The sequence below is a fragment of the Flavobacterium sp. GW821-FHT11G01 genome (assembly GCF_058808175.1).
This window is the reverse complement of sequence record NZ_JBXARK010000001.1, coordinates 838,829-861,771: the sequence shown is the minus strand read 5'-3', so window position 1 is coordinate 861,771 and position 22,943 is coordinate 838,829. Positions and strand designations below refer to the sequence as shown.

24 protein-coding genes and 1 pseudogene are annotated in these 22,943 nt (G+C 35.6%); 15 read left to right on the top strand and 10 right to left on the bottom strand.

Annotation, left to right across the window (positions count from 1 at the left end; all coding sequences use genetic code 11):
- Positions 1–33: 33 nt before the first annotated feature.
- The 9 genes from AC1RRN_RS03730 to AC1RRN_RS03690 all read right to left on the bottom strand — a co-directional run bounded on the left by AC1RRN_RS03730 (position 34) and on the right by AC1RRN_RS03690 (position 8,188).
- A complete protein-coding gene (locus AC1RRN_RS03730; protein ID WP_492966018.1) occupies positions 34–1,152 on the bottom strand; it encodes an ABC transporter permease in 1,119 nt (372 codons plus the stop codon).
- Positions 1,149–2,255, bottom strand: coding sequence for an ABC transporter permease (locus tag AC1RRN_RS03725; protein WP_492966017.1), 1,107 nt, complete (start codon positions 2,253–2,255; stop codon positions 1,149–1,151). Before AC1RRN_RS03725 ends, AC1RRN_RS03730 begins: the two co-directional genes overlap by 4 nt.
- 197 nt (positions 2,256–2,452) lie before the next feature.
- Complete coding sequence (locus AC1RRN_RS03720) at positions 2,453–3,193, bottom strand: ABC transporter ATP-binding protein (protein WP_492966016.1); 741 nt, start codon at positions 3,191–3,193, stop codon at positions 2,453–2,455.
- Between the two features lie 187 nt (positions 3,194–3,380).
- The gene (locus AC1RRN_RS03715) at positions 3,381–4,289 is read right to left on the bottom strand and encodes an ABC transporter ATP-binding protein (protein ID WP_492966015.1); all 909 of its coding nucleotides are present in this window, start codon (positions 4,287–4,289) and stop codon (positions 3,381–3,383) included.
- Positions 4,289–5,182: an HlyD family secretion protein gene (locus AC1RRN_RS03710; RefSeq protein ID WP_492966014.1), complete on the bottom strand. Its 894-nt coding sequence runs from the start codon at positions 5,180–5,182 to the stop codon at positions 4,289–4,291. Before AC1RRN_RS03710 ends, AC1RRN_RS03715 begins: the two co-directional genes overlap by 1 nt.
- A 7-nt stretch (positions 5,183–5,189) precedes the next feature.
- Complete coding sequence (locus AC1RRN_RS03705) at positions 5,190–6,455, bottom strand: TolC family protein (protein WP_492966013.1); 1,266 nt, start codon at positions 6,453–6,455, stop codon at positions 5,190–5,192.
- Positions 6,456–6,520: 65 nt separating this feature from the next.
- Positions 6,521–7,123: a TetR/AcrR family transcriptional regulator gene (locus tag AC1RRN_RS03700; RefSeq protein ID WP_492966012.1), complete on the bottom strand. Its 603-nt coding sequence runs from the start codon at positions 7,121–7,123 to the stop codon at positions 6,521–6,523.
- Positions 7,124–7,205: 82 nt separating this feature from the next.
- Entirely contained in the window at positions 7,206–7,889 is a 684-nt protein-coding gene (locus AC1RRN_RS03695) for a hypothetical protein (protein ID WP_492966011.1), read from the bottom strand.
- Between the two features lie 59 nt (positions 7,890–7,948).
- The gene (locus AC1RRN_RS03690; protein ID WP_492966010.1) at positions 7,949–8,188 is read right to left on the bottom strand and encodes a hypothetical protein; all 240 of its coding nucleotides are present in this window, start codon (positions 8,186–8,188) and stop codon (positions 7,949–7,951) included.
- A 503-nt stretch (positions 8,189–8,691) separates the two neighbouring features.
- On the opposite strand from AC1RRN_RS03690, the gene AC1RRN_RS03685 reads away from it, so the two are divergent.
- On the top strand, positions 8,692–8,907 hold the full coding sequence (locus AC1RRN_RS03685; protein ID WP_492966009.1) for a hypothetical protein: 216 nt from the start codon (positions 8,692–8,694) through the stop codon (positions 8,905–8,907).
- A 44-nt stretch (positions 8,908–8,951) separates the two neighbouring features.
- Positions 8,952–9,202: pseudogene (locus AC1RRN_RS03680) on the top strand (DUF7218 family protein).
- Between the two features lie 325 nt (positions 9,203–9,527).
- Here the strand turns inward: AC1RRN_RS03680 and AC1RRN_RS03675 are convergent.
- Positions 9,528–10,121, bottom strand: a complete 594-nt coding sequence (locus AC1RRN_RS03675) for a Crp/Fnr family transcriptional regulator (protein ID WP_492966008.1) — start codon at positions 10,119–10,121, stop codon at positions 9,528–9,530.
- Between the two features lie 182 nt (positions 10,122–10,303).
- Here AC1RRN_RS03675 and AC1RRN_RS03670 point away from each other — a divergent pair, with 182 nt between their 5' ends.
- From AC1RRN_RS03670 to AC1RRN_RS03610, 13 genes are all read left to right on the top strand, one after another.
- Complete coding sequence (locus AC1RRN_RS03670) at positions 10,304–10,741, top strand: GlcG/HbpS family heme-binding protein (protein ID WP_492966007.1); 438 nt, start codon at positions 10,304–10,306, stop codon at positions 10,739–10,741.
- A 98-nt stretch (positions 10,742–10,839) separates the two neighbouring features.
- Positions 10,840–11,835, top strand: coding sequence for an L-glyceraldehyde 3-phosphate reductase (mgrA, locus tag AC1RRN_RS03665; RefSeq protein WP_492966006.1), 996 nt, complete (start codon positions 10,840–10,842; stop codon positions 11,833–11,835).
- 24 nt (positions 11,836–11,859) lie between these two features.
- Complete coding sequence (locus AC1RRN_RS03660; RefSeq protein ID WP_492966005.1) at positions 11,860–13,323, top strand: glycoside hydrolase family 30 protein; 1,464 nt, start codon at positions 11,860–11,862, stop codon at positions 13,321–13,323.
- A gap of 1 nt (position 13,324) precedes the next feature.
- Positions 13,325–13,960 (top strand): hypothetical protein, encoded by a 636-nt coding sequence (locus AC1RRN_RS03655; protein WP_492966004.1) that lies wholly within the window; start codon positions 13,325–13,327, stop codon positions 13,958–13,960.
- 155 nt (positions 13,961–14,115) lie between these two features.
- The gene (locus AC1RRN_RS03650; protein ID WP_492966003.1) at positions 14,116–14,706 is read left to right on the top strand and encodes a TetR/AcrR family transcriptional regulator; all 591 of its coding nucleotides are present in this window, start codon (positions 14,116–14,118) and stop codon (positions 14,704–14,706) included.
- A 254-nt stretch (positions 14,707–14,960) separates the two neighbouring features.
- Positions 14,961–15,401, top strand: a complete 441-nt coding sequence (locus AC1RRN_RS03645; RefSeq protein ID WP_492966002.1) for a PaaI family thioesterase — start codon at positions 14,961–14,963, stop codon at positions 15,399–15,401.
- A 91-nt stretch (positions 15,402–15,492) separates the two neighbouring features.
- Positions 15,493–17,043 carry a DHA2 family efflux MFS transporter permease subunit gene (locus tag AC1RRN_RS03640; protein ID WP_492966001.1) on the top strand — a complete coding sequence of 517 codons (1,551 nt, stop codon included), beginning with the start codon at positions 15,493–15,495 and terminating at the stop codon, positions 17,041–17,043.
- A 272-nt stretch (positions 17,044–17,315) separates the two neighbouring features.
- The gene (locus AC1RRN_RS03635; RefSeq protein ID WP_492966000.1) at positions 17,316–17,948 is read left to right on the top strand and encodes a TetR/AcrR family transcriptional regulator; all 633 of its coding nucleotides are present in this window, start codon (positions 17,316–17,318) and stop codon (positions 17,946–17,948) included.
- Positions 17,949–18,108: 160 nt separating this feature from the next.
- Positions 18,109–18,918 (top strand): SDR family NAD(P)-dependent oxidoreductase, encoded by an 810-nt coding sequence (locus tag AC1RRN_RS03630; RefSeq protein ID WP_492965999.1) that lies wholly within the window; start codon positions 18,109–18,111, stop codon positions 18,916–18,918.
- A 483-nt stretch (positions 18,919–19,401) separates the two neighbouring features.
- On the top strand, positions 19,402–21,075 hold the full coding sequence (kaiC, locus tag AC1RRN_RS03625; protein WP_492965998.1) for a circadian clock protein KaiC: 1,674 nt from the start codon (positions 19,402–19,404) through the stop codon (positions 21,073–21,075).
- 7 nt (positions 21,076–21,082) lie between these two features.
- Positions 21,083–21,379 (top strand): circadian clock KaiB family protein, encoded by a 297-nt coding sequence (locus tag AC1RRN_RS03620; RefSeq protein ID WP_492965997.1) that lies wholly within the window; start codon positions 21,083–21,085, stop codon positions 21,377–21,379.
- A 3-nt stretch (positions 21,380–21,382) separates the two neighbouring features.
- Positions 21,383–21,682, top strand: coding sequence for a circadian clock KaiB family protein (locus AC1RRN_RS03615; protein ID WP_492965996.1), 300 nt, complete (start codon positions 21,383–21,385; stop codon positions 21,680–21,682).
- A 3-nt stretch (positions 21,683–21,685) separates the two neighbouring features.
- On the top strand, positions 21,686–22,942 hold the full coding sequence (locus tag AC1RRN_RS03610) for a sensor histidine kinase (protein ID WP_492965995.1): 1,257 nt from the start codon (positions 21,686–21,688) through the stop codon (positions 22,940–22,942).
- Position 22,943 lies beyond the last annotated feature (1 nt).

Sequence of the window (22,943 nt, the reverse complement as noted above, 5' to 3'; positions counted from 1 at the left end):
GTGTTAAAATAGTATATAGTCAATGTGTTATAATTACGTTGTCTTTCTATAATTCAGAATTGCAGCAAAATTCAATACAATTGCAAAACCAATTATAATCAAAATATGTTTTAAAATATCCCTAAACCCACTTCCTTTTATGATGACCATTCGCATGACATCTATAAAATAACTTATCGGATTAAATCTGGAAACTGTTTTGGCCCAATCCGGCATACTGTCAATTGGCGTGAATAAACCGCCCATTAAAACGAATATCATGACGAAGAAAAACATTATGAGCATGGCTTGTTGCTGCGTGTCACAAATGGTAGAAATCAACAATCCAAAACCCAGAATAGCCAGCAAATAAACTGCTATAAACGTGTACAAAACAAAGATATTTCCTAACGGAATGATTCCATAAAATAGCCATCCAACCAATAATCCCAATGTAAAAACAACATTTCCGAGAATCCAGAACGGAATTAATTTTCCCAGAATAAAATGATATTTTTTAACCGGAGAAACATTAATTTGTTCAATGGTTCCCACTTCTTTTTCTTTTACAATATTCAATGCCGAAAGAAATCCGCCAACAATCGTTACTAAAATCGCCAATATTCCCGGAACCATAAACAATTGGTAATTCAAATGTTGATTGTACCAGTTGGATGATGTAATTTCAATCACAGGAATTGGATTAAAATTTCCTTGCGGATTATTTTTGATTCCCAAACTACTATTATAATTTCTTATAATTTCAGCAATATAACCAGCGCCAAGCCCCGCTTTTGTGCCGTTAATAGCATTTACACCAATAAAAAGCTGTTGCTGACTCTCACGCATTAAATCCTGCTCGAAACCGTGTGGAATTTCCAGAATCAAATCGGCTTTATCATCTTCCACCTGCGTAAAAGCTTGTTGATACGAATCATTATAACTTCGAAGTTTAAAATAACCAGATGCAATAACTTTGTTGATCAAATCTCTCGAATAATCCGAACGATCATTGTCTACCACAGCCAGATTAATGTTTTTAATTTCATAATTTGCGGCAAGCGGCAAAATAATAAGCTGCACCACTGGCATCGCCAAAATCACAGCTAATATCGCGCGATTGCGAAAAATCTGTTTGAATTCTTTTATGAGCAAAAATTTGATGATTCTCATGACAAACGTATTTTAAAGCTTTTAAGGCTAATAATCAATAAGAAGATTGTTATTCCAAACAAAATCAGTGTTTCTTTCCATACGTGAGCAAAACCCACTCCTTTGATCATGATTCCTTTTACGATAATGTAATACCATTTTGACGGCACTATATTTGAAAACCATTGCAAAGGTAATGGCATATTTTCTATTGGAAACATAAATCCGCTGAAAAGCAACGTTGGCAAAAGCATTCCTAATAAAGAAATCAACATGGCAGTCTGCATGGAATCGGTTTTAACCGAAATAAAAATTCCGAGAGTCAGACAGGTTATAATAAATAAAGTACTTTCGGCAAAAAGCAAAAGAATATTACCCGCAATAGGAAGATCTAAAACAAAAACACTTAATAATAAAATCGTAATAACATTTATCATTGAAAGCAATAAATACGGAACCGCTTTAGAAATGATGACCATTATGGGTTTGAATGGAGAAACTAAAAGAATTTCCATTGTTCCCATTTCTTTTTCTTTTACGATAGAAATTGCCGTCATCATTACACAAACCAACATTAAAATAAGCGCCATAACGCCGGGAACAAAATTCGGAGCGCCTTTTAATTGTGGATTATAAAGCATTTTTACTTCAGGTTTTATCTGAAATGGAATCGGATTATTTACATTTAACTGCGATTGATAATCATTTATGATGGAAGAAACATAATTGGTCAATGTCGTAGCATTATTTGGATCAGAGGCATCGGCAATAATCTGAATTTGCGCCTTATTCTGATGCAATAATTGATTGTTGAAACCTTCCGGAAATACAATTGCCATTTTTATTTCGCCAGTTCTAAAAGCTGCTTCGAGTTGTTTGCTTGCTGTGAGGCTTTTACTGATTTCAAAATAGCGGCTGGCTTCGATTTTAGTAATGATTTCCTGTGAAGCTATATCTTTGGCATAATCGACCACGACAATTTTTGAGTTTTTGACTTCATTTGTCAATGCAAAACCAAAAATCAGAATCTGCACGATTGGCATTCCGAAGAGAATCAATAATGTTTTTCTGTCACGCATTACGTGCAAAAACTCTTTCATTACAAATGTCAAAAATTGTTTCATAATTTATAGTTAATGCTCTATATGTGATTAATAAAATTTTATTTAACACATAGATAACATAGTTTTTATGTACTGAAAAGAATACAAAAAGAAACTCGTTTCTCACACATAGCTATGTGTTTTGAGATAAATGAAATGCCTTTTTTAAGCAGTTTCAAAATCTATGTTTCTATGTGTTCAAAATTATTCATGTTGTATTATTCTCCGCGTTTTGCTGCTCTTGCCAAATGATAAAAAACTTCATCCATAGAACTGACATTAAATTGTTTTTTCAAATTAGTTGGTGTATCCAGCGCTTCTACCCTGCCATCAACCATTATTGAAACTCTGTTGCAATATTCGGCTTCGTCCATATAATGCGTGGTTACAAAGATTGTAATGCCGTTTCCTGATGCTTCATAAATTAAATCCCAAAATTGTCTGCGTGTTACCGGATCTACCCCTCCAGTGGGTTCGTCCAGAAAAACAATTTCCGGTTTGTGAATAATAGCCGTCGAAAAGGCCAGTTTCTGTTTCCATCCTAACGGAAGCGAAGCCACTCTTTTATTAGCCTGATCTTCCATTCCCAATTGTTTTAAAAGCAAAGCACTGTTTTCTTTAATCGCTTGATCAGAAAGACCATAAATTCCGGCGAAAAACGTAATATTCTCCTGAACGGTCAAATCATCATACAAAGAGAATTTCTGACTCATATAGCCAATGTTTTTCTTAATGCTTTCTGTTTGCTTATAAACATCAAAACCTGCAATTGTAGCTTCTCCGGATGTTGGAATCGATAAACCGCACAACATTCTCATGGCGGTAGTTTTACCGGCACCGTTTGCACCGAGAAAGCCAAAAATCTCCCCTTTTTCCACCTCAAAAGTGATGGAATCTACGGCTGTGAAATCTCCAAATCGTTTGGTTAAGGCGTTGCATGAAATTACTTTATCGTTCATAAAACTGGTTTTAATTTTAAACACAAAATTGGTCTGCGTATTCTTGTCATCTCGACGAAGGAGAGATCACACGCTAAACTCGACAAAGTTTGGCGATTTGCTGTGTGGAGCTTCTAGTGTGATCTCTCCTTCGTCGAGATGACAATATTGTGGTTAACTTTGGGCCAAAGCTCAAAACTTCGTATTTCTAACTCAAAAGCTTAATAAAACTATCCTCTATAGTTACACTAGCTTCTTTGATTTCAATATTCTTAATTCCTTTACTTTCTAAAAACCTCAATAAATCAGCTTTATCGGGATTTTCTTTGAAAGAAAAATGCGCAAATTCTCCAAAAGCATAACTTGCCAATCGGTTTGGATATACTTTCAAGGCTTGCAAAAGCGGGTACATTTGATCTGCTTTAATTGCAAAAAGCGCATCAGGATAATTCCCGATTATATTTTTTGGAGTGTCGATCGAAAGTATTTTTCCGTCTTGTATCAGCGCAATTCTGTCACAAAGATTGGCTTCATCCATATAAGGCGTAGAAACTATAATTGTAATATCCTGTTGTTTTAGTTTTTTGAGCATTTCCCAAAATTCTTTTCTGGAAACCGGATCAACTCCCGTTGTGGGTTCATCCAGGAACAAAACATTTGGTTTGTGAATCAACGCACAACACAAAGCCAGTTTTTGTTTCATTCCGCCTGATAATTTTCCGGCTCTTCGGGTTTTAAAAGGTTCAATCTGAATGTAAATATCTTTAATCAAATCATAGTTTTCCTGAATCGTGGTTCCGAATAAAGTCGCGAAAAAATTCAGGTTCTCTTCTACTGTCAGATCCTGATACAAAGAGAATTTTCCAGGCATATACCCAATGGTGTTTCGAATCGCTTTAAAATCTTTTACCACATCCAAACCATCCACAGAAGCAAAACCTTCGTCGGCCAGTAAAAGTGTTGTTAGAATCCTGAAAATACTCGTTTTCCCAGCGCCATCAGGTCCAATTAAACCGAAAAGCTCGCCTTTGTTTACCAAAAACGAAACATCGTTAACTGCAACCTTTTTTTCCTTTCCATAGGTTTTGGTAATATTTTTGACAATAACGGATTCCATTATTTTAAAAATTTGATTTCGCCGTACATTCCAATTTTCAAATAACCATCATTTTTTACCCTAACTTTAACTGCATAAACCAGATTGGCGCGTTCGTCTTTGGTTTGGATTGTTTTGGGTGTAAACTCTGCTTTATCGCTTATCCATTCTAGAGCACCTTCATATTCTTTATAGGTTTTGTTGGTCGCATCCACAAAAACTTTCACTTTGTCATTCAGCTTTACGGCTGGTAATTGATCTCCGGTGATATAAACTCTCAATATGATCGTTGATAAATCGGCTATTTTATAAAGCGGTTTGCCAATGGTTGCCATTTCGCCGATTTCGGCATATTTTGTCAATACTGTTCCGTTGGTTTTATTGATAATTCGAGATTTTGCCAATTGATCCTTAATCTGGCTTACCTGTACTTTCAAAGTTTGGGTTTCGTCATCGATTCCGGTTGTGCTGATGTCCAATTGTTTTTGCAAAGCCATAATTTGTTTTTGTATTACAGCAACCCTGGTTGTTGCATCGTCCAATTGTTTTCTGGTTGCAGCGTCAGCTTTAACTAAATTTTGCATGCGTTGCTGATCGATTTTGGCTTGTCTTAATTCTTCGCGATAAACATCTAATTGCGAATTGATATCCGGTTTTTTACTTTGCGTTGCTTTTATTTGTGCCAATAATTGATCTCGCTTCAGCGAAAGTTGTATCGTATCGATATAACCAACGCTCTGACCTTCTTTTAAGACGTCTCCTTCCTCAATTTTTAATTCTTTAATAATTCCACCCGCTTCTGCAGGAATAATCGTTTCTACGGCTTCAAAAGTCCCCGTGGCGTCGAATTCATTTTTAGTATCAGAACAAGACATTGCCAATGCTGCTATAGTTATAAATATTAGTTTTTTCATCGTTTAGTTAATTACCGGTTATTAATTTTTGTCTGTATTTGGCTAAAAGCAAGTCTGTTTCATGAATGATTTTATTTTGCGTTGCGGTATTTTCTTCATTTACTTCACGCAAATAATCACTAGAATCGATTACACCGTTTTCTAATTGTGCCAAAGCGGCTTTTTTAACATTGTTTCTCAAGGTTATAATTTCGTTATCAGAAACCAGATATTCTTCCAGTTTTGTAATCTCAGCATTCTGTTGTTTTACAGACTGATTGGTATTGAAGAGGAAAACTTCTTTATCGACTTCCAATTGCTGTTTATTAATATCGATAATTTCCTTTTGCTTTTTGTCTGTATACCATCCGGTTAATGACCAATTCATTCTGATTCCGCCAATGTAATAGGCTTTCCATCCCAATTCCAGCATATTAAGTCCGGGGTTTCCTGCTCCGCCCTGCACGAAAAAATTGAATTTAGGCAGATTGGCAATTTCAATTGATTTTTTATTCAATTCCAGGCTTTCATTTCTGAAATTGAAAAGTTCGAGTTCAGGGCGCTTTATTTCTAATGAATTGACAATGTTTTCGGGAGTTTCTAATTGCGTATCCGGATGTAATTCTAAATTGATGAAAAGACCCAGCATATCGAGATAAGCTTTTTTGTAATTCCGAATTCCAATCGCAATCTGATCGGCTTTGAGATATTCTGCTTTAAGCAGATCCAGATTACTTCTGAAAGCAGTTCCGTTGACCAATTGTGCCTCAACTGTTTTCATTCCGATTTTAATATCATTTTTTAGTAAATCGTTTTGGCGAAGCTGTTCATCAAAAACAAGAATTCCGAAATAAAGTTCGGTAATACGCTGTTTTACTGCATATAAATCGACTTTAAGCTGTTGTTCTGAAACTTTGGTTTGTTTTTCGACGATTTCCTTCTGTTGTTTCAAATTTCCTCCATCATAAATAAGCTGATTCACTTCCGCGTAAGCGCGATATTGATCATTCTTTAAAATCGGAACTTCAATACCCGGCGGTCTGAAAGGCAATTGCGTAACATCTGATTGATAAGTCGCCTGACCAAAAACATCAAACCTCGGATAATATCCTTTCGAAATGTTATCAATTGTGTATTCACTGCTTTTGGTAATTAAATCCCTTTTTTTTGATAACGGATAGTTTTCTTCTGCCAATACATAACAATCTTCCAGTTTTAAAAACCGGCGTTCTTGCTGTGCATAAAAGGAAAATACAGGAAAAACAATCCATATAAAAACTAATAACCTTTTCATATTCAATTTTTTATTATTTAATATTTCGTTTTAATCATTTGATTAAATTCAGTCCAAAAAAATAGCTACGAATCTATCATAGCTTTAAACCATTTTACAATCAAGGTTCTTCTTTCTTCTGTAAAAGCATTTAATTGATCTGAAGTCATCACTCCGGCCGATTCAAAAACCGGTTTTGCAATAAAGGGGAAAATACACATTGATAAAACATTTATGATAAAATGCAACGGATGAACTTCTGGCTTTTTCTCTGATAATTGTTTCACAAAAAAAGATTCTGTTAGCAATTTTCCTGCCTGCATTCTGTTCCCAAAATGTTCCGGATTATTTCTAATTTCACTCAAAACAAATAATGGCAAACCCGGATTTTCGCTTAACATGGTAATATAAGCATCGGCAATTGAAGTTACTTTTTCGTCTAATGAAGTGCTGTCATTGTTTACTATTGGTGCAATTACGCCGAATAATTTTGCTACTTTCTCAGCCATAACCAATTCAAAAAGCTTCTCTTTACTCCTAAAGTAATAGTTTAACAAAGCAAGGTTAATTCCTGCTTCTTCAGCAATATCACGCGTACGTGTAGCCGAATATCCTTTTTGAGTAAATACAATACGAGCTGCTTCTTTTATTTTTTCTTCTGTACTTGCGTCTTTGCTTTTTGGTGCCATAATAATTTTAATGTTCGGCAAAGATATAAATAAATTAAACAAAAGATTTAATCAAATGATTAATTTTTATTAAATATCATTTTTATAAAACATACTGCGCTTTCGATTTAGCTTTTTTTATGAGCCAAACCGCCTTTAATCCAAACATAATGATGACCAGTGGAAGGTATAATTCGTTATTCAATAGCGTACTTATGCCTAATATATTTATGTGCAAATAAGAATCCAGCATTCGCAGAAGCAATCGGCAACTATTAATAATGAAAACGACTTTTATAAGATGATCAATTCCGGTAGATCTTCGATAAACTCCCACTAAAATTATACTCCCCAATAACTGAGAAAGTCCTAACGGAAAATAAAGCGCCCACCATACCTGCTGAATTGATGTGACCGTTTTAATAATGGCTGCACGATCGGTAGTATTTGCTGTCGCATAAGTATCTACCAAATAACCTTGTACGAAAAACAATTCGATCGAACGGATAAATAGTTCTAATAAACAAAAGATAAAAAATCCTGAAAATGCCAGGATCCGCCAGCCTTTTCGTTGGGTAAAATCATCAAAACAAATGGTGAAAAATAAAAACAAAAGGCCAAACATACTTAAAAGCATTAGCCAGGATCTGTAGATATTGAGCTTATTACCGCCATTCTGAAAATCAATAATTACGTTGCTGGTTTCGGGCACTTCCTCAAAGACCCACCATTGAAAGGTCTGGACTAGTATATAAATTAGGGCGACAATGGCGGCGGCCATTTTCATTCGCTTCGTGGTTATCATATTCATTTAGAAGTTAAATTAATCCGTATCTAACAACTCATTTATCCTTTTCGGATAAGATAAATCAATATTTCATCTTCCAGTTCTTTTGATAGATTCTCGCATTCCAGTTTATGTTGAAAATACTTTTCGAATTTTTTCCTAAACTTTTCCGCTTTCAACTTATTGGCACAATAATCATCGCAAACCATTTTAAAATTGTCGTCTACTAAATATAAAATCTTTAGTGATTCTATATAATCAGCGAATTTGGCATTATATAACTCTTTAGGAACAGCCATACTATCTAATTTTTAAATTGTTGAATTTAAGACTCCAAAAGCACCTTGATAAAAACAGAAATCAAATTCTTAAAATTAAGAACAGTATAAAGTTATGTCGGAATAGAATTTAAAAAAACAAATTGTAAATCAAGTCCGTTTCATATTATAAGTTGAAACCTGAAATTACTTAAATAGCGTAAAATGCATCATTTTTTGAAGAGAAAATATTACCTTTAAACAACAAACAAAATACCACAACATCCTGATAATAATATAATTAAAATTCAAAAAAGTATAATTATTACTTCTCATCCATATTTAAATTTGTAAATATTAATTTTTAAGAACATTGAGATGAATATTTCAAATCATAAAAGCAACGTTGAAAACAGTTCCAGAACATCTGCTAAAAAGACTGAAATCAAGTCAACTTCAGCCAGAAGTAATGAGAAGTCAAACATTGAGACCAGAAAATCTGTTCAAATGAATAAATAATTAATATTCCATAAAACCTTTAGATTATGCCACAAGAAATCAACGAAGATTTCGGTCTGGACGATCGCAATTTTCACCCGGAAGAACAATTAATCCATTCTGTCAGCAAGAAAAAGAGAAATAAAAAAGTAAAACAGGATATAGAACCTGAACTTGATAAAGATCTTGATGATGCGTTAGATGAAGAACTTAAAGATTATTCAGATGAAGATTTTGATAAAAAAGATAAATCTGATTCTTAGTGAGAACTTTAGTAAAAACAATTATAACTTTAAATTGAAACGTTATGCCAGGAAAAGATCCGGGTCCTCAAATTAAAGATAAGGACCAATACGAAGCACTGCGCGATAAAGGTTACAGTAAACAAAAATCTGCACGAATAGCCAATAGTCAGGGAGCCGAAAAAAGAGGTGGTAAAGCGGGTGACTATGAAGACAGAACAAAACAAGATCTTATCAGGAAGCCAAAAAAGTTGGAATTAAAGGCAGATCTAATATGACGAAACAGCAATTATCACATGCCTTGCGCAACAACTAATTTTGAAATTTATTTCATAAAAAAGCTCGATTAAAAAATCGGGCTTTTTTATATTTAATAGTATAATTTAACTTAAAAAATCAAGTTAATCTCAAAATTTTAATGTTTTAAAGTTCAAATTAAAAATTAATACTACAATCACTGCTACGCATCTTTTGTAAAATAATACTAAAACAAAAACTTTATATATATTAAAATAAAATACTGGTTATCAATAAATAAAGTAATTAACCAAAACTAATACTGACACTTAGTCAGTGTTAAAGAACAAGTTTAAGTAACGCTATTAAGGCTTTTTTTGAACGTTTTTTTACTGACGTTTTTTTTATTCTGCCGCTTTCCCTCCCTTTAAATGTTTTGCCCGCAATCTGCTTAAAAATTCTGGTGTAATTCCGAGATAAGAAGCGATGTATTGTTGTGAAACGCGTTGGGATATTGTTGGGTAACGTGTGATAAATTCTACATACTGTTCCATGGCTGTTGAAGAAACCGTTTTGAACAATCGTTTTTGTAATTTTGATAAATGTCTCTGAATCATCAAACGAAACATTCTTTCTAATTGGGGCACTTCGCTAATCAGATTTTCTTTCGCCTGACGGGTCAAAACCAAAAGCTCACAATCCTCTAAAGTTTCGATATACATATCACTCGGCACCTGATCTTCAAAACTCGTAATATCACTCACCCACCAATCTTCAATGGCGAACTGAAGCGTTAATTCGATTCCGTCGCGATCAACAAAATATTCCCTGATACAGCCTTTGTTGATGTATGCTTCAAAATTACAAACTTCACCGGCGCTCAATAAAATAGTTTTCTTGGGAATTTTTCTAAGCTCAAGATGTTGCTCAAAAATTTTCACTTCTTCCCTGGAAAGACGGGCAGATCTGGAAAGGTAATCGTGAATTTGTTGAAACATTTTCTTATTTGTTTATCAATTGTGGTTTTATCAAGAAGTAAATATAAGAGGTTTTATTTATAATTATTTCTTGATCTAGTTTAAGAAATGAATGAATTAAATAAATGAATTTTGTTTTTTGACTGTAAGCTTTAGACTTTAGGCTATAAGCCGAAAAACAATAAATAAACAACAAAATTAAGATGGAAGATACTCCTCATTCAAAAATTGCGCTGGCTTTATCAGCAATCGAAGCTTTAATTCCCGAATATCTTCAAATAGAAGAAGATAAACGAATTTCAAATGGTAATGTTGCCATTTGTATTATTGATGAAGAGGGCGCCGTTTATGGACGTATGTATGGCGATGATAAACCACGCCGAAGACAATCGTACAAAGTGGCCTGGACAAAAGCAAGTCAGGTTTGGTTAACAGGAGTTAAAACCGGAGAATATGAAAAAATGGTCTTCAACAATATCGTAGATGAAAATGCCAACGGAATTGAAGCTCCGGACCTCATTGGCTGGCAAGGTGGTCAACCTTTAACTTTAAAAGATGGAACAAAACTATCAATAGGTTTTAGCGGATTTAGAGGCACAACCGATTTAGAAATCGTCGTGAAAGCTTTTTTTTCGCTTTAAGCAATAAGCCGTAAGCTATAAGCCTTAAGCTATAAGCAATAAGTTATAGGCAATAATCCAAATAATTCACAATTCACAATTCATAATTCACAATTAAAATGTCTTACATACCAAACAAAAATCGTTACCAAAAAATGGAATACCGCCGTTGTGGCAATAGCGGACTAATGTTACCTGCTCTTTCTTTGGGCTTGTGGCACAACTTTGGCGGAATTGATAATATTGCCAATGCACGCGAAATTCTGCACACTGCTTTCGATAATGGCATTACCCATTTTGACCTTGCTAATAATTACGGGCCTCCTGCAGGTTCTGCAGAAACTACTTTTGGTGAATTATTCAAAAACGACTTTAAATCTTATCGAGACGAGCTTTTAATTTCTACCAAAGCTGGCTGGCCAATGTGGGACGGCCCGTACGGCGATTGGGGATCCAAAAAACATTTAATTGCGAGTCTCGATCAAAGTCTGAAACGTATGGGAATTCCGTATGTAGATATATTTTATCACCACAGACCAGATCCTAACACGCCTATGGAAGAAACCATGGCAGCATTAGATTTGATTGTACGTCAGGGAAAAGCGCTTTATGTGGGCGTTTCCAGCTATAGTCCGGCTGAAACTGAAAAGGCTTATTCGATATTAAAAAATTTAGGAACGCCTTGTGTCATTCATCAGCCAAAATATTCGATGTTTGAACGTTCTGTTGAAGATGGATTATTGGATGTTTTAGAGACAAACGGAATTGGCGGAATTGCCTTCTCCCCGCTTGCACAAGGACTTTTGACGAATAAATATTTAAACGGTATTCCGGAGAATTCAAGAGCAAACGCTCATCGTGGAAACGGCGCCATAGAAAAAGATGCGATTACACCTGAAAATATTGCCAAAGTCCGTCAGCTTAATAAAATGGCCGAAGAACGCGGTCAGACCTTAGCTCAAATGGCTTTGTCATGGGTTTTGAAAGACAAACGAATTTCATCTGTAATCATCGGCGCAAGCAAACCTGAACAAGTAATTGATTCTGTTGGCTGCCTTCAAAACAGTACTTTTTCTGAATATGAACTACAGCATATTGATCAGATTTTAAAATAAACTACTAACCAAAAAACCACATTTATGAATACATTCCATAACAAAACATGCCTGACCATCATGTTATCCGGACTTTTATCAGCCGGCGGATTCGCACAGAAAAAAGCATCCAAAACTTATGATTTCAAAACGGTAACCGTTTATGAAACCGTAAAAAATACAGATAAGAAACTAACCAAAACGGAAACACTTTCGTTTACTGCAAAACCACAACCAACAGAAAAAGAAGTTTCTGTTTTTGTAGATCCGTCTATGACTTTTCAGACGCTGTTGGGAATTGGCGGTGCATTGACAGACGCTTCCGCGGAAGTTTTCTACCAGCTTCCAAAAGACAAACAGCAGGAAATACTGACAGCTTATTACGATAAGGAAAAAGGAATCGGATATACCCTGGCACGTACAAACATGCAAAGCTGCGATTTCTCCAGCGATATTTACAGTTATATTCAGGAAGGCGATAAAGACTTAAAAACCTTTGATATTAGTCATGACAGAAAATACAGAATTCCGTTTATAAAGGAAGTTATCGCCAAGGCCGGAGGCAAAATCACTTTGTATGCTTCGCCATGGAGTCCGCCAGCGTGGATGAAAACCAACAATAATGTTTTGCAGGGCGGAACTTTAAAACCGGAATATCACCAAAGCTGGGCTAACTTTTTTGTGAAGTTTATAAACGAATATGAAAAAGAAGGTATTCCGATTTGGGGATATACCGTTCAGAACGAACCAATGGCAGTACAACGCTGGGAATCCTGCATTTTTACGGCAGAAGAAGAACGTGATTTTATCAAAAACTTTTTAGGACCAACCATGCAAAAAGCAGGGCTTTCTAAAAAGAAACTAATTATGTGGGATCACAACCGTGATTTAATGTATCAACGTGTGAGTACTGTTTTGGAAGATAAGGACGCAGCAAAATATGTTTGGGGTGTTGGCTATCACTGGTACGAAGACTGGATGAAAAACGGAATGAATTTCGAAGCCGAGCGCCGTGTCGCAGAAGCATTTCCTGATAAATCTTTAATTCTAACAGAAGGCTGTGCGGCTGATTTTGATCAAAAATTACTAACAGACTGGAGTTACGGTGAAAAATACGGAATGTCGATGATCAACGATTTTAATATCGGAACGGTAGCCTGGACAGACTGGAATGTTTTATTAGACGAAAAAGGTGGTCCAAATCACGTTCAGAACTTTTGCATGGCTCCTATTCACGCCGATCTTAAAACTGGAAATTTAATTTATACCAACGGATATTATTATTTGGGACATTTCTCTAAATTCATTCGTCCCGGAGCAAAACGTATTGCATGTTCTTCAAGCAGTAATAAACTTTTATCGACTGCTTTTGTCAATGAAAACAATAAACTGGAAGTTGTGGTGATGAATTCAGGTGAAACTGCTGTTGAATATTTTCTTTGGATAAAAGGAAATGCGACTAAAATTACCAGTGCGGCACATTCTATTGCAACTTTGGAAGTTCAATAATATGAAAGCGCTTATAACACTTTCTGTTATTATTTTGATAAGCTATTCTTGTATGGCACAAACTTCAAAAGCATTCAAACCGCAGCAAATTCCGGGAAAAATAGAATGCGAATGGTACGATCAGGGAGGCGAAGGCATTGCCTATCACGATACTGATGCTGTAAATAATGGAAGCGGGAAATTAAATCCCGTAAACGGAAATCCGCTTAATGAATTCAGAATAAACGAAGGTGTTGATATTTCGTATTCAAAAGCAGATGATATTGATAATAATCCGTACAACAAAGTACCAAGAAGCATTGGAAACCTTTATATCGGCTGGACTGTACCATCAGAATGGATTAATTATACTGTTGAAGTAACGAAATCCGGAACTTATAAAATTGGTTTGCTTTATACCGCAAATGGCGATGGCGAAATTGCTATTGATGTGAACGGAAAAGAAGCCACAGGAAAAATGAAAATTGCTTCGACTCATGATGACAAAGATCCAATTGATTGGAGACAATGGCATCATTGGAATAGTTCAGCATCCATCGGAACAATAAAACTTAAAAAAGGAAAGCAGGTTTTACGCTTGCATATTGTATCGAATGGAAACATGAATTTTGATTATCTGACCTTTACTGCCCAATAATTTATAATGCCAAAAACTCCCGTTCGCCGCCATGAATGGGAGTTTTTATTTTTAATCTATCTTTACTTTATGATTCTGTTTTCAAAATAATCAGCAAAAATCACAAATAATTATACCGATTGGTATATATTTGTAATCTTAAATCATATGAAATCATGAGTAAGGCAGAAAGAACCAAACAGTTTATCATAGAACAAACTGCTCCTATCTTTAATATGAAAGGTTATAGCGGTACTTCTATGAGTGATATTACAGATATTACCGGACTCACCAAAGGAAGCATTTATGGGAATTTTGAAAATAAAGATGAAGTCGCCATTGCCGCATTTAAGTATAATGTAAAGAAGCTTCAGGATATTTTTTCCAGAGAAATTGACAAGCAAACTACTTTTAAAGGCAAATTATTAGTGTATCCCCAACTCTATTCGGAATATACGAATATGAAAGTTACAAAAGGTGGTTGTCCTATTCTAAACACAGCAACAGAGTCTGATGACACCCATCCGGTTTTAAGAAAGTATGCCGAAAGAACCCTTATTTATTGGAAAGAAAAAATAATGTATTTCATCGACCAGGGAATTTTAGCCGGAGAATTCAAAGCCAAATCCATTGATACAGAAAGAACTGCGTTAACCATTTTAGCGTTGATTGAAGGCGGCGTTATGATCAGCAAACTAACTGGTCGTCTAAACGATTTATCAAATATCATGCACTCTGTTCGGAAAGTCATAGAAGAACTAGAGTAAAGCAATAATAAAGGATATTGCTTTTTTTTATCAAATAAAATATACCGATCAGTATAAAATAATTGTGGATTTTGAGTTATGAATTATGAATTGAAAAATTGCCAGACAAAACTCAAAACTCAAAACTCAAAACTCAAAACTCAAAACTCAAAACTCAAAACTCAAAACTCAAAACTCAAAACTCATAACTCATAACTCATAACTCAAAACTCAAAACTCATAACTCATAACTCATAACTCATAACTCAAATAAAATGACAAGACTACAAGTACTTCAAAATCACATTGACAGAGAATTTACCGCATCTCCATCGCCATTTATGCTTTGGATGCGACCAATAGTATTAGCAGCAGAAGATGGCAGCGTTACTTTTCAATATGTAGTAAGAGAAGAAATGTCAAATCCGACTAAATCACTTCATGGTGGAGTTATTGCAGCCATTGCCGATGATTGTATTGGTGCAACGATGTTTTCTCTAAACGAAGAAAATTTTTATACAACCATCAATCTCAATGTCGATTATTTTGCTCCGGCTCGTATTGGTGATATTATTATCGCAAGAACATCAATCATTAAAAAAGGAAGACAATTTGTAAATGCACAATGCGAAATTTGGAACGAAGCTCAAACGAGACTAATCGCAACCGCCTACTCTAATCTATTTAAAACGAATGTTGTGAAACAAGAACTTTAAAATACAAGTTTCAGGTTTTGAAAATTGTTACTTAGAAAATAATGCTCTCTTTTTTTAATTTAAAATATACCGATTGGTATAAAATAGTATTATGACATCTCTACAACGAAAATTACTCATCTTTACCGTAATCCTTGCCGCGATTATGGAACTTATTGATATTTCTATTGTCAATGTGGCGCTTTCGCATATGAGCGGAAATCTGGGCGCGACTCTCGAAGATACTTCTTGGGTTATTACCGCTTATGCCATTGCCAATGTGATTATTATTCCGATTACGAGTTTTTTGAGCGCCAATCTTGGACGTCGTAATTATTATATCGGATCGATTATTCTCTTTACATTTTGTTCCTTCATGTGCGGACATTCGTCTAATATATGGATGCTCGTATTTTTCAGATTTCTTCAGGGAATTGGTGGCGGTGCTTTATTGTCTATTTCTCAGGTAGTCGTTTTTGAACTTTTTCCGAAAGACAAACAATCAACTGCGGGTGCTTTATTTGGAGCCGGAATTTTCATCGGACCTACTATCGGGCCAACGCTTGGTGGGTATATAACCGAAAATTACGACTGGCCGTGGATCTTCCTCATTAATATTCCGATTGGAATTTTAGTTGCGATTTCCTGTTATTTTCTGCTGAAAGAACCGCCTGTAAAACCCGAAATCACAAAAGTCGACTGGACAGGAATTGCCTTATTAGCTATTGGTGTTGGCGCATTGCAAACCGTTCTGGAAAGAGGCGAAGTTGAAGATTGGTTCGAAACCCGTTATATTGTGGTTTTAACTGCGATTGCAACAGTCACTTTACTCGCTTTTATTTATTGGGAATTAAAAATCGATAAGCCCGTCGTGAATCTGCGTGTACTGAAAAGCAAATCATTAAGTATAGCGGCAATTCTAACATTCGTTACTGGTTTCGGAATGTTTATTTCGATTTACATTAGTCCCGTTGTGGCGCAGCGTCTTTTGAGTTTTTCGCCTTATCAAACGGGTTTGCTTTTGCTTCCGGGTGCTTTGTTTGCTCTTGTTGCCTTAAAACTCTGTGGCACTTTATTACAAAAAGGCGTTTCTCCGGTTATTATTATTGCAACAGGTTTTCTTTTGTTTATTTATTTTAATTGGAGAATGTCCGAAATATCATTAGACACCAGCGCTTTTGAAGTTGCCACGGCGCTTATTTTCCGGGCATTGGGATTGGCTTTATTAACCGTTCCGCTAACGATGTTGGCTGTTTCTTCTTTAGATGATAAAGATGTCGGACAAGGCGCGGCACTCAATAATATGATGCGACAATTAGGCGGTTCTTTTGGTGTGTCAATTATCAATACGTATATCGCGCATCGTTTCGCAGCCCACCGAAATGTTTTAATTTCAAATGTTACCCTGGATAATGTAAAAGCAATGGAAAGGATAAACGCCTACATTAATTATTTTCAACACAGAGGTTTTGCGTATAATGAAGCGAGAGCAAAAGCCTTAAAACTAATGGAAAACATCGTAACCAAACAATCTTCTTTATTAAGTTACAGAGATGCTTTCTTTCTGGTCGGTTTATTTTTTGCTATTACTTTGCCTCTATTATTGCTGGTAATGAACAAATCAAAAAAGCCAAAAAACAATATTATACTTTCAGATCATTAAATTTTTTGCCACAGATTTAAAAGATTATAATGATTAATCTGCGGAATCTGCGTAAAAAAAAATTAAACGCAAAGAAATTAATCCTTTAAATCCATATAGTGTCTGTGGCTAAAAAAATCTGCCTAAATCTGGGAAATCTGCGTGAAATAAATCTATACGCACAGAATAATTCCTTAATCTATAAAATCTGTGGCAAAAAAATCCGTGGAACCCGCCTAAATCCGCGTCATCCGTGTGCCATTTCACAAATAAATCATAAAAAATTTGCATACATGACCAATCGGTCATATATTTGTACTGTAAAAATGAAAGCTATCATGGCAAAGGGAGAAGAAACCAGACAATTCATCATCGATAAAGCAGCACCTATTTTTAATACAAAAGGGATCGCAGCAACATCTATGAGTGATATTATGGAAGCAACCAAATTGTCTAAAGGAAGCATGTACGTTCATTTTGAAAACAAAGAAGTCTTGGCCTGCGCTGCTGTAGATCATAATATGAAAGTATTGGGCGATAAATTAATGGCCAGAATCAGTAAAAGCAAAACGGCTAAAGAAGAGTTATTTACTTATATCGATTTCTTCAGTAATGCGGTAAATCCACCACTTACCGGTGGTTGTCCATTATTGAATTTCGGAACAGAAGCAGATGACACCAACCCTATTGTGAAAGAAAAAATAAACCAGGGTATAAAGTTCAATCAGCAATTATTAGAAAACAGCATCAAAAAAGGTATTGCCAACGGAGAATTTAAACCAGACTGGAATGCCGGAGATTTCGGAACCGTAATTTTTGCCATGATGGAAGGCGGTCATTTAATATCAAGAATGTCAGGCAATAACGAAAAGATGCAAATCATAGTCAAAACCCTCAAAAATACTATAGAGGAAAACAGCCTCTAATTTTTTTTTGTTTAAAAAATGACCTATCGGTCACTTTTCAAAGGTTCTGAGGCTCTAAGGTACTAAGATAAATAGTTAACAAGGAGGCATATAAACAGTTACACGATTAAACAAATACACAGTTAAACAATCAATAATTCACCATTTACAATTAACAATTATGAAAACAATCTTAATTTCAGGAGCGTCAAAAGGATTCGGAAGAGCCTGGACAGAAGCATTTTTAGCAAAAGGATACAAGGTAGCTGCAACAGCCAGAAATATCGATACCCTAGCCGACTTAAAAGCACAATACGGAGACGCTATTTTGCCTCTTAAACTAGACGTAAACAACCGCGCAGAATCGTTTGCTGTAGTAGAAAAAGTTCAACAACATTTCGGGGCAATAGATATCCTGATCAACAATGCGGGTTATGCTTTGAACGGTGCGGTTGAAGAAGCCAGCGAAAGCGAAGCAAGAGCACAATTCGAAACCAATTTCTTTGGTACACTTTGGTTAACTCAAGCGGTATTGCCTATTATGAGAAAACAACAAAGCGGTCATATTATACAAGTTTCTTCTATTTTAGGAATCGCAACTTTACCAATTATTGGTTTATATAATGCTTCTAAATTTGCTGTTGAAGGTCTTACTGAAACTTTGGCTTCAGAAGTAAAACAATTCGGAATCAATGTTACTTTGGTTGAACCAAACGGTTATGTTACTGATATTTGGGGTAACGGAATCATTAGTGAAAGCATCGAAGCTTATGACGGAATCAAAAAAGCAATTGCAGAAGGACATGATCCTGATACTTTCGGAAAAACAAGCGCTACAGTTCCGGCCATTATTAAATTGGTAGAAGCTGAAAACCCTCCTCTACGCCTATTTTTAGGAAAAGTAGCTTTACCATTTGCTAAACAAACCTACGAACAAAAACTAGCCACCTGGGAAGAATGGGCTGATGTTTCTGTCGCAGCACACGGATAATTTTTTTCTATTTTAAGTTGATGAAAACGAGATTGTTTCTTTTAGGAGAAATGGTCTCGTTTTTTGGTTGTTGTTTATTTTATTTCAGGTTTCAGGTTTCAAGTTTCAGGTTCGTTCTCAGTTTCTTTATTAGATTATTTCTTATACCCGTTATGAATCAAAATTACATTTGACATTTTCTTCTATTTTCTATGATCTTGCCTCTTTCATCTTGCTTCTTGCTTCTCGCTTCTCAAATCCAACACGAAAATTAAATAAATTCATAACGTTACATATTTCCACATGGATCTTATATATTTCCCATCTCAAACATCGTTAGTAATCTCATAAATTTAACCTCATTCCGTATTATAAAGCAATCAAAACCCTCTATTTCCCGTAATTATTCTCATTTTCTTTAAACAGCTGTTAAATCTTTAATAAATATTAATTGTTAATAATGTAAGAAAACGTATATTTGAGTAAACAGTATATTTAAATAAAGTGCAAGAAAAATCAAACTCACATAGTTTTATATTTCCCAAAACTCCAACCGGAGTAGACGGACTGGACGAGATTACGAATGGAGGTTTCCCAAAAGGGCGACCAACACTAATCTGCGGCGGTGCCGGCTGTGGAAAAACATTAATGTCAATGCAATTCCTAATTAGAGGAATTACGGAACATAACGAAACCGGGGTCTTCATGTCTTTTGAAGAGCCTTCGGACGATCTTACTTTAAATGTCAAGTCATTAGGTTTTGACATTGAAAAGCTTAAAGCAGAAAAAAAACTCGTTGTCGATCACGTTCGTGTAGAAAGATCAGAAATTGAAGAAGCCGGCGAATACGATCTTGATGGTTTGTTCATCAGATTAGGTTATGCTATAGATTCTGTAAAAGCAACACGAGTAGTTCTGGATACTATAGAATCTTTATTTGCAGGTCTGGATAATCAGGCGATTCTAAGAGCCGAACTCCGACGCTTATTTCATTGGCTTAAAGCCAAAGGTGTAACAGCACTTATTACCGGAGAACGCGGTGAAGCAACACTTACCCGTCAGGGATTGGAAGAATATGTTTCAGACTGTGTTATCGTTTTGGATCATCGTGTAATCGAACAGGTTTCGACCAGAAGACTCCGAATCGTCAAATACAGAGGTTCTACACATGGTACCAACGAATATCCTTTTCTAATTGATGAAGAAGGTATTTCGGTACTTCCTATTACATCTTTAAAACTGGATAACGAAGTTAGTTCTGATATCATTTCAACCGGAGTTCCGGGCTTAGACGAAATGTTTGACAGAGGAGGTTTCTATCGTGGCAGTAATATTTTAATTTCAGGAACAGCGGGAACAGCAAAAACGACCGTAGCCTGTTATTTTGCCAATGAGCAATGCGAAAAGAACGAAAAAACCATCTATTTTGCGTTTGAAGAATCCCCGCAACAATTGGTTCGAAATATGAAATCGATTGGTATTGACCTTCAAAAACATATTAAAAAAGGAACATTACAAATTCATTCTTCGCGTCCTTCTCTAAACGGATTAGAGCTGCATTTGCTTACGCTTAGAAAATTAATTAAAGAATTTGCGCCTACAACTATTATTATTGATCCAATAAGTAACTTAATCACAGTAGGAAGCGAACATGAAGTGCGTTCGATGTTGGTAAGGCTAATTGACATGCTGAAAGCTCATAATATTACGGCGCTTTTTACGTCTTTAAATAAACAAACCGACAATTTCAGGCCAGATCTTGCCGAAGAATCCGTATCTTCATTAGTCGATACCTGGGTTACGGTTCGCGATATGGAAGGAATTGGAGAAAGAAACCGCGGGATATTTATTATCAAAGCGAGAGGAATGGGCCATTCTAATCAGGTAAGGGAATTTGTAATTACCAGCCACGGAATTGAGTTGCTGGATGTAGAATTAGGTCCGCAGGGAATCCTCACCGGTGCTGCAAGACAATCGCATAAATTCAAAAAAACCATGTCAGATATTAAGCTTCAGAATGAAATCAACAGAAAAGACAGAGAAATTGAGCGTAAACGCAAAGTTCTTGAAGCCAATATTGAAGCCCTTAAAAATGAATTCGAGTCGGCAGAAGAAGAATTAAGTATTCTGAAAGCCACAGAAGAATTGCAGGAAAAGCTGGCTCCTAAGAAAAAATAGAATTAAAATGAAAAAAGAAGTTGTAGCCGAATGGCAGTTGCTGCTTTATATAGCAGGTCAAACGCCAAAATCTATAAAGGCGCTTGAAAATATAAAAAAATATGCCGAAGAACATCTGGCAGGGAAATACAGCATCGAAATTATCGATTTGCTGAAGAATCCCCAATTGGCCGAAGGTGATCAAATCTTGGCTGTACCCACATTAGTCAGAAAATTTCCAGAACCTATTCGCAAGATTATTGGCGATCTTTCTAATGAGGAAAGAGTACTTGTAGGGCTTAATATTAAACCCTTAAACTCGTAAAAAATGGATAATTCATCTGATGGAACAAGTACAACCAAACATAAGTTCATGCTTTTTGTTTCAGGTATGTCTGTTAAATCAGGACATGCTATAGAAAATTTACGCCGGATATGCGACAAATATCTTCCCGAAAACTACGAATTAGAAATCGTAGACATCAGCCGTGACACCGAGTTGGCCGTCGTACATCAAATTGTAGCGATACCAACCTTAATTAAAATACATCCCGCTCCAAGGAGAATCATTCTCGGGGATTTATCAGACAAGGAAAAAGTGTTGAGAGTACTTAATTTAAGTGAATAGAATTTGATAGTAGACGATAAAAATATAACCTTATTATTAGCAGAAATAGATTTTTTAAAGGAAAAACTTTATGAATCAAACAGCATTATTGATGCGATAAAAGAAGGCGATGTTGATGCATTGGTAGTCAACAACAACGGGAAACCGCAGCTTTATTCTCTTGAAACAGCCGATTATACCTATCGATTGCTGATTGAGAAATTTAGGCAGGGCGCCTTGAGTATTGCCAAAAATGGACTAATCTTATATTGCAATGATTATTTTGCAAAACTGGTCAATAGTCCCTCAGAACAAATCATTGGGAATTATATACATGAATATTTCGATAATGCATCGCAATTTGTAACGCTTATCGAAGCCTTAAAATACGGTCTTACCACGCATGAAATACTTTTTAAGACTCAGGGACTCCCTGCTACTTTTCCGGCTTATATATCACTGACAGATCTTGAACCTTCTGTTGATGCTATCGGAATTATAGTCATTGATCTGACCGAAAAGAAAAAGCACGAAGAAGCCTTATTGAAACATCAGCAGGAACTGGAGAAAAAAATCAACGAGCTCAACAGAATCAACAGCAATCTCGAAGAATTCATTCACGTTATATCGCACGATTTAAAAGAACCGTTGCGTAAAATCGTAATGCATAACGGAAAAATTGACGGATCTTACTTAACCGGAATTGATGCCCGATCGATGGATATCATAAAATTATCTGTTTTGCGACTGAATTCCCTGGTTGATGATTTGGTTAAATATTCGTCACATACCGCACAGGAAGAACGTACAGAAATCAATTTGGCTTCTGTCATATCAGAAGTAATTGAGGATCTGGAAGTAATTATCACCGATAAAAACGCTGAAATAAAAACTGGAAAATTACCAGTCATTAAAGCTTCACGCGTGCAAATGCGCCAGCTTTTCGCCAATTTAATTTCAAATGCCATTAAATATTGCAAGGCAGACAGGCCTCCTGTTATTCAAATTTATCAGGATGAAAATTTAGACGTTGAAATGCCAAATCAAAATAGTAAATTTGTAAAAATTCAGATCAAAGACAACGGTATTGGAATGGAGTCCAGCCATCTTCTTAAGATTTTTACGATTTTTCAGCGCCTGCATGCCAGAAACGAATATTCCGGAAACGGTATTGGCCTCGCAATTTGTAAAAAGATTATGGAAAACCACTCCGGAAACATTACTGTCGAAAGTACACTGAACGAAGGGACAACATTTAATATTTACTTTCCAATCGTATAAA